Origin of the sequence: Buchnera aphidicola (Mindarus abietinus) (genome assembly GCF_964059085.1) — a bacterium.
In the GTDB taxonomy this organism is placed as follows: Bacteria; Pseudomonadota; Gammaproteobacteria; order Enterobacterales; family Enterobacteriaceae; genus Buchnera_A; species Buchnera_A aphidicola_C.
This window is the reverse complement of sequence record NZ_OZ060398.1, coordinates 151,243-163,951: the sequence shown is the minus strand read 5'-3', so window position 1 is coordinate 163,951 and position 12,709 is coordinate 151,243. Positions and strand designations below refer to the sequence as shown.

Genomic DNA, 12,709 nt, shown 5'->3' with positions numbered 1-12,709 from the left:
TATTTTATTATAAACATTATACATGCGAATAATAAAATATTTTAAAATTTTTTTTTTAGTATATAATACTAACTATATTATTTATTTAAAATAAAATTTATATAATTTTTTTTAAAAAAATAAATATTTAGAAATAATTTTTTTTAAAAAATATTTTTTTTATAAAAAAATAATTTAACTTCTTTCTTTAAAAGTAACTTACACTTTACCATCTAAATATCTATTATTTTAAATAATTTTTATAAGAGAAATTATATGCATGATATAAAATTATTTTCTGGAAATTCCGTTCCAGAATTAGCTCAAAGTATTGCTGAAAGATTATTTTTACATTTAAGTAATGCTACAGTAGAAAGATTTAGTGACGGGGAAATTAGTGTTCAAATTAATGAAAATGTAAGAGGAGGAGATATATTTATAATTCAATCTACTTGTTTTCCAACGAATGATAATTTAATGGAATTAGTTGTAATAGTAGATGCTTTAAGGCGTGCTTCAGCAGGAAGAATTACTTCTGTTATTCCTTACTTTGGATATGCTAGACAGGATAGAAGAGTTCGTTCTGCCCGTGTTCCAATTACTGCTAAAATAGTAGCAGATTTTTTATCTATAGTCGGAGTAGATCGTGTATTAACTGTTGATCTTCATGCTGAACAAATTCAAGGATTTTTTGATATTCCCGTAGATAATGTTTTCGGTAGTTTAATCTTATTAGAAGATATGTTGAAAAAAAAATTTAAGAATCCTATTGTTGTTTCCCCTGATATAGGAGGAGTAATTAGAGCAAGAGCAATAGCAAAATTATTACACGATACTGATATGGCTATAATCGATAAAAGAAGACCTAATACTAACGTTTCTCAAGTAATGCACATTATAGGAGATGTAGAAAAAAGAGATTGTGTGTTAGTAGATGATATCATCGATACTGCTGGAACATTATGTAAAGCTGCTGAAGCATTAAAAGATAGAGGAGCTAGAAAAGTTTTTGCTTATGCTACTCATCCTATTTTTTCAGGAGATGCTGAAAAAAATTTAAAAAATTCTGTTATAGATGAAGTAATTGTATGTGATACAATTCCACTATCAAATTCTATTCGATCTCTTTCAAATATACGTACATTAACTTTATCAGGAATGTTAGCAGAAGCTATTAGAAGAATTAGCAATGAAGAATCTATTTCTGCTATGTTTGAACATTAAAAATGTTTCCTTATTTAAATTTTTTGTATATTTATATTCAAAATTTTTATAACTTCAGATACTGTTATAAACGAACCAAATACTAATATTAAATCTTTTTTAGATGCTAAATAATATGCTTTTTTCCAAGAATCGTAAGTAGTATCAAAAATTTCATAATCTTGAATGGATAGGATACTATTTATACACGTTTTAAATGTTTCTTTATTTTGATTTAATAAAGAAAAATTCCACTTATTAACTATTCCTAAAAAATTTGAAATAATTCCGATTATATCTTTTTTTTCTAAAATTCCGACTACAGCATATATTTTTGAATATTTTTTTAAAGATTTTCTTATTTTTTTAGATAAACATAAAGCAGCATGTGAATTATGAGCAACATCTAAAATCACACAAGGTTTTTTTTGAATTATAGAAAAACGACCTGGAATATTAATAGGAAATAATTTTTTTTTTAAAAAATCAATATTTATATTTAAATTAGATTCTGATAATGCAGAAAAAGCTATTGAAATATTTATTAATGAAATATTTGAATATTTTAAATTATAAAACTTCCATTTTTCACTGATAAAATTCCAACTTTTTTCTCTCTTTTGATAAAACCATTCAAAATTAACTTTTTTTAATAAGGTATTTCTTTTTTTTGCAAGTAAATTTATACTATTTGGAATATCTTTTTCTTCTCCTACTATTGCTATTTTATTTTTTTTAAATATTCCCGCTTTTTCATAGCCTATTTTAAACCGAGTATAGCCTAATATTTCTTTGTGATCAAAATCAATATTAGTAATAATGCTGATATCATTAGGAATAATATTAGTAGCGTCTAATCTACCTCCTAAACCTGCTTCAAGAATAATGACATCAACTTTAAAGTATTTAAATAAAAATAAAGCGGATAATGTTATAAAATCAAAATAACTAATTTTATTATTTTTTCTGATCATTTCAATTTTTTCAAACGCTAAAATATGCCATTTTTCATTTAAAAAATTTCCGTTAATACGAATACGTTCTAAATGACTAATTAAATGAGGGGAAGTATATAAGCCAACTTTATAATTAGAATTTAATAAAATTTTTTCTAAAATATAGCAAACACTTCCTTTTCCATTAGTCCCCGCAACAACAAAGGAAAAAGAAAAACAATGTAATAAACCTAACTTTTTAGCTATGTTTATTACATTTTTTAAATCAAAGTAACTTTTTCTTTTGAAAAATTTTAGATATTTCAGCCATTCAAAAAAAGATAATTTTTTTTTATATGTTATTTTCTTTAGCATATTTTATATTTTTAAAAAAATTTATATTGAAAGAATATTAATTAAAAAATTTGGATAAATCCCAAAAAATAAAATCATAATAGTTAATGTTAAAATTAAAATCCCCGAAAATGTAAACATCCAAGTATTAGAAATACTACTTTTACTTAATAAAAAAGTTTCATTAAAAATATTTTTTTTAGAAAAAATATTCACTAAAATTCGTAAATAATAGAACATTCCTAATGTACTTCCTAAAAGTAAACTTAAGCCTATTAACCACAACTTTTGTTGTATTATAAGTAAAAATAAATAAAATTTACCAAAAAATCCTATTGTAAAAGGAATGCCTGAAAAAGAAAAAATTGAAACTGTTATTAACATAGCAAGTATTGGATTTCTCCAAAATAAACCTTTATAAAAAAAATTATTATTATGATAATGATTTTTATCAATAGCTGAAATAATGTTTAAAGCTCCTAAAAAAACTATATTAGAAAATATATAATTAATAATATTAATTCCAAAAGCTATTAGAGCATACTTGCTATTGAAAACTGTAATAATAGTAATTAATAAAGAACCAAAATATGCTATAGAAGAATATGCTATTAATTTTCTAATATTTTTTTCAAATAATGCCATTATACTTCCTAATACTATTGAAAAAAATGAAAAAATTTGTATTATTAAAAATAAATCATAAAAAAACTTTTTAGGAAAAAACATAGAAAAATTGATTAATATAATAAATAGTACTATTTTACTAATAGTAGAAAAAAATAATAATGAAGGAAAAGAAATTCCTTTATAAATATTTGGACTCCATAAATGAAATGGAAAAATAGCTGTTTTAATACCAAATCCAGTTAATATAAAACACCAAGAAAACAATATAACTTTATTATTATGATAAAAATTAAAAATGGATAATTCATTAAAATAAAAAAAGTTTAAATGACCAGAAAAACAATAAATTAATGCCATTCCAAACAATAAAAAACAAGAAGATAATGTAGACAAAACTAAATATTTTAAAGCACTTTCAATTGATGTTTTTTCATTTATAAAATAACCAGATAAAGCTAACATTGGTAACGACATTAATTCCATACCTACAAACATAGAAATCATATGATTTGAGATAATTGCAAACATAGATCCTATAATCGATAAATTTATTAATAAATAAAAGTTTTCTGGATTTTTAACACATTTTTTTTTATGGTCTGAAAAAAATATAGAAGAACATAATCCTACTAATAAAAAAATACTAAAATATAAAATAGAAAAAAAATTAATAGATAATATTGTCCCTATATTTATAGGAATATTATTTTTTATTAAAAATAAAGATATAAAGGATAATAAAAATCCTATTATACTTAAGTTTTTTATTAAATTTAAATCTTTTTTAAATGATATAAAAATAAATAAAAAAATACTATTTAACATTAAAATTAATAATGGTAATAAACCAATAAATTGTTTAGAAACTATCATAATTAGAAATTATACCTTTTAGAAAAACAAAAATTTTTTTAAAGAATGTTAAATAAGTGGTTTGGTTAAATATAAAGTATCTAAAATAATTTTTGAGTTTAATCCTACAAAAAATAACGAAATTAAAATAATTAACATTACTAAAATATCAATAGTAGAAATAGACATATTTTTAGATGTTTTATTATAATTGCCATAGCAAATATTTTGCATCATTTTTAATGTATATGATATAGAACATATTAAACCAATAACTAAGATTCCAAAAAATATTGGACTTTTATCAAATATACCTATTAACATCATAAGTTCTCCAATAAAAGAACCTGTTCCTGGTAACCCTATACTAGATAAGCAAAAAAATAAAAAAAAACCTGGTAACCAATCAAATTTTTCTAACAAACCATTTATTTTATATATATTTCTAGTATTAAAATATTTTTTTAACCAACCGGATATAATAAATAAAGCTGATGTAGACAATGCATGAGAAATTATATACAAAATTGCTCCTTGATAAGAAATTTCATTATAAGTATAAATTGCTACTAAAATTATACCTACATGAGATATAGATCCATATGAAATTAAATTTTTTAAATCTTTCTGTGAAAATGCAAGAAAAGCTCCATATAAAAAATTTATAATTCCTAAAAAAATAAAAAAATTAGAAAAACTATGCGATGCATTAGGAAAAAATGGAATTATAAATCTTAAAATTCCATAAATTCCAGTTTTTAACAAAAACGCAACTATATCAATAGAACCCTCTATGGGTAAATATCGATGAGTATTAGGCAACCAACCGTGAAAAGGTACTATTGGAATTTTTATTGCAAATCCAATAAAAAATCCAATCATTAAAATATACTCTAAAATAGAAAAATTTGTATTTTGGTTATAAAGTCTAATTAGTAAATTATAATCAAATGTCCAAAGATTAAATTTTAAATAATATAAAACAGATAATCCAATAATAGCAATTAACATTATAAAACTTGATAATTGAGAATACATAAAAAAAGTATTAGCAGAACTAATTCTGATATTTTTTTCATGATCTTCACTATCAAAAAATATAATTAATAAATAAATTGGAATTAATACAACTTCCCAAAAACAAAAAAATAAAAATAAATCAATAGATAAAAAAATACCTAATGTTGCCGATAAAATATGTAATAATGAAAGATAAAATATTCCTTGATAACGTCGTTGATATAAATTCCATGAACATAATACCGATACAGTACTTAACACTAAGCTTAAAATAACCATTAATAATGAAAAACCATCCATAGCTAAATGAAAAAATATTCCGAATCTAGGTATCCAAGGATATACAAATTCAATTATCCAATGTGAATAAGAAGGTTGGTCAAAAAAATTATAAAATTTACATATCCATATATATAACGATATTATCAATACAATACTCACTGTTATTAAAGCAATCCAACGAGGATACTTAATATCATAATATTCTGATATCCAACTTAAAAACCCTCCTAATAAGGGAATTATAATTAATAAAAAGAGTAACATTTGTATTATAATCCTATTTTATAAAAATATTATTTAATAAGTTAATTGTTTTAAAACATTTAAATTTAATAAAATTTTTTTATATTGTTGAAAACAAAAATATCATTGATAATCCTATAATAATAGATGATATATATCGATGCAAATAAGTATCTGAATTTAAAAATAATATTTTATTTATATTTACAATTAAAACTTCGAAAAAATTAATGCTTTTTTTTAATGGATCTTTCGAAGTCAATTTAATAACAAGTAAATATAAACGAATAATAAAAATATTATATATAAAATTAAAATTTAAAAATTTTGAAATAAAACTAAAAAAATTTAAATAATAAATATTTTTATATAAAAAGGAGAAAAAATTTTTCTTTAAATAAAATTTAAAATACGATATAAATAAACCCAAAAATATCATTATACTACTTAATAACTCTAATAAATATTTGTTCTTTCCTAAATAATTTATTTGTATGAATAATTCTGATAAAGGAATTAATAACAAATGACCTATGTATGTAGAAAATAATGCTAATATTATTAAAGGTATTTTTTTAAAAAAATTAAAAGAAAATTTTTTACTTATATTTTTTTTATTAAAAAAAACTATAAAAATTAATCTAGAAATATAAATCGATGTTAACAAAACTCCTATTAAACTGGAAACAAAAAATATAAAAGATCCATTATAAAATAAATATAAAATAATTAGTTCTTTACTATAAAATCCGGATGTAATAATTGGAAAAGAAAGTAGAGATAACCCTCCGATAATAAAGCTCCAATAAGTAATTGGTAAACTTTTTCTAAATCCAGGAATCTTAAATATATTTTGTTCATTTTTTGAAGCGATAGTTAAAGAACCAGCTGAAAGAAATAATAAAGCTTTAAAAATAGAATGTGTTACTAAATGAATAATCACAATATTCCAAGCATTTATGCTAATAGCAACAAACATGTATCCTAATTGACTTATTGTTGAATAAGCTAATATTTTTTTTATATCTGTTTGAAACATAGCTAGCACACTTCCCAATAACAAAGTTATCGACCCTATAATCCCTGAAAAGAATAAAATTTTAGGTGTTAAAAAAAATAAATAATGCATTCTTAGAATTAAATATACTCCTGCTGTTACCATAGTAGCCGCATGTATTAACGCTGATACGGGAGCAGGACCTTTCATAGCATCTGGTAACCAAATATGCAAGGGGATTTGTGCTGATTTTCCAATTGTTCCTAACAAAAAAAATAAAGCAATAAATTCTAATGAATGTTGAGAAAATAAATTATTTTTTAATAAATAATTAATTTTTTGAAAATCAAATGTTCCAAATTGGGAATAAACCATAATTATAGCAAGTAATAAAAAAATATCTCCGAATCGAGTAGTAATAAATGATTTCATTGCTGATTGAATATTTTTTATATTATTAAAATAATAGCCTATAAGAAAATATGAACAAATTCCTACCAATTCCCATCCCATATACATAAGAATTAAATTTCCTGATAATACTAATAAACACATGCTAAAAATGAATAAATTAGTATAAGAAAAGAAGCGAAAATTATTTTTTTCAAAACTCATGTACCAAACACTAAATATATGTATCAGTAAACCTACTCCTAAAACCATAATTAACATTGTTATTGATAACTTATCTATAATTAAATTTATATCAATAATAAAATTTTTTAAGGAAATAATTGTCCATAAATGTTTTACTTCCTCTTTTTTTTCTCCAAGAAAAAAAATAAAACTCATGTATAGAGTAACTAAAAACGAACATCCAATCGATCCACTTCCTATTAAAAAAGAATAAATATTCAAAAATTTTTTAGGAAAAAATGTTAATAAAAAAAATCCTATAAACGGAATCAAAAATATAGAACATATAATGTTTATACTCATTGATTTATCTCACTTAATCTATCAGTATCTAATTCTTTAGAATATTTATATAAACGTAATAATAAAGCTAAACCTATACTAACTTCTGCGGCAGCTACAGTAATTAAAAAAATATACATAATTTGGCCTTCTACTTGATGCCAATAGCTGCTTGCAACAATAAAAATCATTGTAATAGAATTTACTATTATTTCTAAAGATATTAATATAAACAAAAAATTTTTTCGAAAAATAAGAGAACAAACTCCTAAGAAAAACAACAAAAAAGAAAATATTAAACCATGCGACATAGGAATCATAAATAATCCTTTTTTATTAATTTAAATACATTTTTAGTTTAAAATTATTTATGATCTTTTGATCTATAATAATTTTTTCCAAAATGAAAAATAGTAAGAAGTACAGATAATAAAAGAAAAGAAATTAATTCTATTATTATTCCATATGAATTATACAATTTAATTCCCGTGATTCTTGTACTGATGACTTCAAAACATATTTTTTTTTCAAAAAAAATATTATTTAAATCAAACATTATTTTAAATAATACAAAAAATAAAAAAAATAGTCCTATTAATTCTGTCATATTTCTTTTTTTTTTAATATTTAAAATACTTCTTTGATTTAGCATCATAATTACAAAAATAAAAAGAACCATAATAGCACCAGCATAAATAATAATTTCTAATGCTGCCGAAAAATAAGCACCTAGAGAAAAAAAAACTCCTGAAATAGATAAAATAGAAATAATTAAATAGAATAGTGCATACATTGCATTTTTTTGAAAAATTAACAATAAAGTTGATATTATAGAAAAAATTCCAAAACAATAAAAAAATATTAGTTCCATGTAACGTACTCTCTATTTACAATATTAAGGAAGTAAAGTAGTTCTATTAATCGGTTTAGCTTCATTTATAAGCTCTCCTTTATTTTTTCCTTTAATAGCTACACCAGTATAATTATAAAAATCGTAATCAGGATACTTTCCAGAACCGGATATTAACAAATCTTCCTTTTCATAAATTAAATCATGGCGTTTAAATTCTCCTAATTCAAAATCCGGGGTTAATTGAATAGCTGCAGTTGGACAAGCTTCTTCACATAATCCACAAAAAATACACCTAGAAAAATTGATTCGAAAAAACTTTGCGAACCAACGTTTATTCTTTTTATTAATTTTTTTTTGTAAGGAAATACAATCAACTGGACAAACAGCAGAACATAAATTACATGCTACACATCTTTCTTCCCCTTTTTTTGTCTTTGTAAGAACTATTTTCCCTCTATAACGAAAAGATAAATTCACTTTTTCTTCAGGATATAATTTTGTTTCTCGTTTAGAAAAAATATTTTTTAAAACCATCCAAATACTTCTAAACTGACTATAAATATTTTTTATACTTGTTTTCATAATTATATTAAACCTTACATTTTAATAATTAATTAACATATTAACCATACGGCTGTAAAAAATGCATTTAATAAAGTAATTGGAAAACAATATTTCCAACTAAAAGCAATCATTTGATTATATCTAGGACGCGGTAAAGAAGCACGTATCAAAATAAAAATAAATATTAAAGTAATCATTTTAATCAAAAACCATATTACAGAATCAAAAAAAGGACCATAAAATCCTCCTAAAAACAATATAGTCATTAAAGCGGATAATATTATTACTGAAACATATTCTCCTATAAAAAATAGTCCGAATTTCATTCCTGAATATTCAATATGATAACCATCAGCCAATTCTTGTTCGGATTCGGGTTGATCTAATGGATGTCTATGAGAAATTCCTAAACTAGATATAAAAAAAGTTATAAAAGCAAAAAATTGAGGAATTATATTCCATAAATGTCTTTGATTACTTAAAATATCAGATAAATTAAAAGATTCAGCACGAATAACAATACCCATTAAGGATAATCCTAAAAAAATCTCATAACTTAAAGTTTGAGCAGCAGCACGTAAAGCACCTAATAAAGCATATTTATTATTGCTTGACCATCCGGCAAGCAATATAGCATAAATTGATAAACTAGCCATCATTAAAAAAAATAAGATACCAATATTAATATTTACAAATAGTAATTTTTTACTAATAGGTATAATAGGTGCAATTATTAATAAAGAAGAAAATGAAATAATAGGAGCTAATACAAATGTTATTTTTTTACTAAAAGGTGGAATCCAATCTTCTTTAAAAAAAATTTTAATCATATCCGCTAATAACTGAAGAGATCCTTGCCATCCTACTCGATTTGGACCATAACGATTTTGAAATAATCCTAATAATCTTCTCTCTATTACACTTAATGTAGCAGCGAATAAAATTATTAATAATAATAAAATTATAGTTTTAAACATGAAAAAATTCCTATTTACTTATTTAAATAGATATATTATTTTTCTATTTTTAAATTTTTAATACTTTCTCCAGAAAGAAAAAGAGGAACATTAGGAAATCCTATAGGTAAAGCAAGTATTTTTTTATCTAAAAAAATAGAAAATTTTACTTTGAAAGTAAATTTTTCTTCTAAATAAAAAAATGTAACAGTACTATTTTCCTTTAAACCCAAATCCATAGCTTCTAATTTATTGATCTTAATATAAATAGGCTCTATTAATTTTAATAAAATTGGATTTTTTTGAGTTACTTCTTCACTTCCATATAAGGAATAATATGGTGCAATTTTCCAATTTGCATTTATGTTATTAATAATTTCATTATTTTTAAAAAAAGGAATTTTATTGTGAATATTCTTTGGAAATAAATGTAGATTACAAGAAGACATATCTTTTTTTTCAGTTTTAATTTTATTCCATGCTTGAGAAGAGTTCCATCCTGGAAACCAAACAAACGGAATATATGATGTATCTTGTCGATTAAAAGGTTGATTTCCTTCCATAGAAAATGAAAACATTGTATCTCTATCTTCTGGTTGTTGACACTCATGAACATTTTTATCTGAAAAAATAGCTGTTCTTCCACTATATCTGTTAGGAGAACGTGCTATTTTTTGTCCAAAAATCCGAAAATTCGAATTAGGAGAGATCAAATTAATTTTTTTAAATTCTGGAATTTTAATACTACAATTATTAACTATACTATCAAAGAAAAAATTTTTATCTTTTTTATCTAAAATAATATTTTTAAATAAAGTTAACCATCTCCAACTTTCTAACACGTAATAATCTTTTTTGTAATAATTAGGATCGTAAGCTTTGAAAAATCTTTGTGCTCGACTTTCATAATTAATAATTGTTCCAGAACTTTCAAAAAAATTTGTACATGGTGCGATTAAAGTACTATTTTTAATAGTCAAAGTAGGAATATGATCTAATGTAATAACATTCTTTACAGATTTTAACATTTCATTAATTTTAGATCTTGGCACATGTCGATATAAATCATTTTCTAAAATTATTAAAGAACTATTTTTTTTTAAAATAACTCGCTCTAAAGCAGAATCAATTGAAATTCCACCTAAACATGCTACTCCTAAACTATTAGAATTCGGAGTTAATAATATTAAATTAACATTTTCATTATATTTTCTTATTGCTTGAACAATATTAGAAGCTGCTTTAATAAGTGATAAACTACCGGAATGAGAACCTGTAATAATTAATGGTCTCTTTGCATTTAGTAAAGTTTTAGCAATTAAAGAAATTTTTTCTTCAAAAAAATGATTTACTTTTTTATTAGAAACAGAAAAATATCTTATTTTTTTCGCTAATAAAAAAGAAAATTCTGCTTGTTTTTCATAAGAAGCATAATAATTCCATGAAGAAATATCATCTAATTTTGTTGTATCTAAACTTGTTATAAATAATTTATTTTTTTTATTTTGAGAAATATTTAAAATTGCTTTTTTATTCCACAATGGAATTTTTAATTTTTTTGCTATTTTTTTATATCTTTTTTTAACTGCTTGTCTTACCGCTAATGCCATTCGAGGAGAAATCTGAGTTAAATCTTCACCTAACACTAAAATAGCATCACAATTTTCTATTTCTGATAGTGAAGGGATAGAAAAATTTCTTTTTTTTGTTAAATTAAAAATAAAATTTAGTAATTTTTTTTCATTTCTTGATACTCCTACAGAAAAATTTTCTTTACCTACTAATTCTCGTAATGTGAAATTACTTTCTACACTAGCTCTTGAAGAACCAATTCCAATAATTTGACTCGAATCATTAAAAATTTTTTTTATTTTTTTTAAAAAACTTTTTTTATTTAAATGAATAAACTTTTCTTTTATTTTTTCCTTTAAATATTTAGGTCTACTTTCTAAGTTAGAATAACCAAATCCAAAACGACCTAGATCGCATATTAAATGATGATTTATTACTTTATTATATCTATTTTCTACTTTTCTTATCTCTCCAAAACGTTCTCCTATTATAGTATTGCATCCTATACTACAATATTGACAAACGCTAGGAGCATATTGCATGTCCCATTTTCTACTATAATTTTTAGAATATATTTTATCAGTAAAAACACCTGTAGGACAAATTTCTACTAAATTTCCAGAATGTTCGTTATCAAGCATACCCTCTTCTAAACGTCCAAAATAAATGTTATCCGCACTTCCGAATACACCTAAATCAGTTCCATCTAAATAATCCTGATAATATCTAACACAACGATAACATTTTATACATCTATTCATCTCATGTTGTATAAAAGGTCCTAAATACTGATTTATATGTGTCTTTTTTTCATATCTATATCGACGTAAATTATGTTGCGTCATAACAGTCATATCTTGTAAATGACAACTTCCTGCTTCTTCACAAATGGGACAATCATGAGGATGATTAATCATCAAAAACTCAATTATTTGCTTTCTAAATCTTTTAACTTCATCGTCTTGAATAGAAATAATTGTTTTTTCATTTAACGGGGTCATACAAGACATGACTATTTTCCCCGTTTTATCAATATCACTACTATATTGTTTAATTGCACATTGTCTACATGCTCCTATACTACCTAGCATAGGATGCCAGCAAAAATAAGGTATATCCACTCCTACAGATAAACAGGCTTCTAAAACATTAGCAGATTTTTTTACAAAATATTGTACATTATCTATACGAAGTTTAAACATAAGTATTTCCAACCTATCTAATACATAGAATATTTTACTATTATATATATAAAACATAAATTCTTTAATTTTTAATAAAAAAAAGAAATAAAATTTTAAATTTTTTCAATTAATAGCCTTATTTTTTAAAAATTCAAAAAAAATAAAAA

Annotated in this window: 10 protein-coding genes; 1 reads left to right on the top strand and 9 read right to left on the bottom strand. The window is 22.7% G+C overall.

Annotation, left to right across the window (positions count from 1 at the left end; translation table 11 throughout):
* The first annotated feature begins 255 nt into the window (after nucleotides 1-255).
* Entirely contained in the window at nucleotides 256-1,203 is a 948-nt protein-coding gene (locus AB4W62_RS00760) for a ribose-phosphate pyrophosphokinase (RefSeq protein ID WP_367680049.1), read from the top strand.
* Nucleotides 1,204-1,217: 14 nt separating this feature from the next.
* Here the strand turns inward: AB4W62_RS00760 and folC are convergent, their stop codons facing one another.
* The 9 genes from folC to nuoG all read right to left on the bottom strand — a co-directional run bounded on the left by folC (nucleotide 1,218) and on the right by nuoG (nucleotide 12,560).
* On the bottom strand, nucleotides 1,218-2,492 hold the full coding sequence (folC, locus tag AB4W62_RS00755; protein WP_367680048.1) for a bifunctional tetrahydrofolate synthase/dihydrofolate synthase: 1,275 nt from the start codon (nucleotides 2,490-2,492) through the stop codon (nucleotides 1,218-1,220).
* A gap of 21 nt (nucleotides 2,493-2,513) precedes the next feature.
* On the bottom strand, nucleotides 2,514-3,974 hold the full coding sequence (locus AB4W62_RS00750; protein WP_367680047.1) for an NADH-quinone oxidoreductase subunit N: 1,461 nt from the start codon (nucleotides 3,972-3,974) through the stop codon (nucleotides 2,514-2,516).
* A 48-nt stretch (nucleotides 3,975-4,022) separates the two neighbouring features.
* Complete coding sequence (locus AB4W62_RS00745; RefSeq protein ID WP_367680046.1) at nucleotides 4,023-5,519, bottom strand: NuoM family protein; 1,497 nt, start codon at nucleotides 5,517-5,519, stop codon at nucleotides 4,023-4,025.
* A gap of 79 nt (nucleotides 5,520-5,598) precedes the next feature.
* Nucleotides 5,599-7,434, bottom strand: coding sequence for an NADH-quinone oxidoreductase subunit L (nuoL, locus tag AB4W62_RS00740; protein ID WP_367680045.1), 1,836 nt, complete (start codon nucleotides 7,432-7,434; stop codon nucleotides 5,599-5,601).
* Nucleotides 7,431-7,733 (bottom strand): NADH-quinone oxidoreductase subunit NuoK, encoded by a 303-nt coding sequence (nuoK, locus tag AB4W62_RS00735; RefSeq protein WP_367680044.1) that lies wholly within the window; start codon nucleotides 7,731-7,733, stop codon nucleotides 7,431-7,433. Before nuoK ends, nuoL begins: the two co-directional genes overlap by 4 nt.
* A 44-nt stretch (nucleotides 7,734-7,777) precedes the next feature.
* Nucleotides 7,778-8,284, bottom strand: a complete 507-nt coding sequence (locus AB4W62_RS00730; protein WP_367680043.1) for an NADH-quinone oxidoreductase subunit J — start codon at nucleotides 8,282-8,284, stop codon at nucleotides 7,778-7,780.
* A 24-nt stretch (nucleotides 8,285-8,308) separates the two neighbouring features.
* Complete coding sequence (gene nuoI / locus AB4W62_RS00725; protein ID WP_367680042.1) at nucleotides 8,309-8,848, bottom strand: NADH-quinone oxidoreductase subunit NuoI; 540 nt, start codon at nucleotides 8,846-8,848, stop codon at nucleotides 8,309-8,311.
* A 32-nt stretch (nucleotides 8,849-8,880) separates the two neighbouring features.
* A complete protein-coding gene (nuoH, locus tag AB4W62_RS00720; RefSeq protein WP_367680041.1) occupies nucleotides 8,881-9,807 on the bottom strand; it encodes an NADH-quinone oxidoreductase subunit NuoH in 927 nt (308 codons plus the stop codon).
* A gap of 35 nt (nucleotides 9,808-9,842) precedes the next feature.
* Nucleotides 9,843-12,560 carry an NADH-quinone oxidoreductase subunit NuoG gene (gene nuoG / locus AB4W62_RS00715; RefSeq protein ID WP_367680040.1) on the bottom strand — a complete coding sequence of 906 codons (2,718 nt, stop codon included), beginning with the start codon at nucleotides 12,558-12,560 and terminating at the stop codon, nucleotides 9,843-9,845.
* Between the last annotated feature and the right edge of the window lie 149 nt (nucleotides 12,561-12,709).

Bases quoted from the DNA above. Each gene is read 5' to 3' on its own strand.
- AB4W62_RS00760 (WP_367680049.1), top strand. From the start codon at position 256: ATGCATGATATAAAATTATTTTCTGGAAATTCCGTTCCAGAATTAGCT.
- folC (WP_367680048.1), bottom strand. From the start codon at position 2,492: ATGCTAAAGAAAATAACATATAAAAAAAAATTATCTTTTTTTGAATGG.
- AB4W62_RS00750 (WP_367680047.1), bottom strand. From the start codon at position 3,974: ATGATAGTTTCTAAACAATTTATTGGTTTATTACCATTATTAATTTTA.
- AB4W62_RS00745 (WP_367680046.1), bottom strand. From the start codon at position 5,519: ATGTTACTCTTTTTATTAATTATAATTCCCTTATTAGGAGGGTTTTTA.
- nuoL (WP_367680045.1), bottom strand. From the start codon at position 7,434: ATGAGTATAAACATTATATGTTCTATATTTTTGATTCCGTTTATAGGA.
- nuoK (WP_367680044.1), bottom strand. From the start codon at position 7,733: ATGATTCCTATGTCGCATGGTTTAATATTTTCTTTTTTGTTGTTTTTC.
- AB4W62_RS00730 (WP_367680043.1), bottom strand. From the start codon at position 8,284: ATGGAACTAATATTTTTTTATTGTTTTGGAATTTTTTCTATAATATCA.
- nuoI (WP_367680042.1), bottom strand. From the start codon at position 8,848: ATGAAAACAAGTATAAAAAATATTTATAGTCAGTTTAGAAGTATTTGG.
- nuoH (WP_367680041.1), bottom strand. From the start codon at position 9,807: ATGTTTAAAACTATAATTTTATTATTATTAATAATTTTATTCGCTGCT.
- nuoG (WP_367680040.1), bottom strand. From the start codon at position 12,560: ATGTTTAAACTTCGTATAGATAATGTACAATATTTTGTAAAAAAATCT.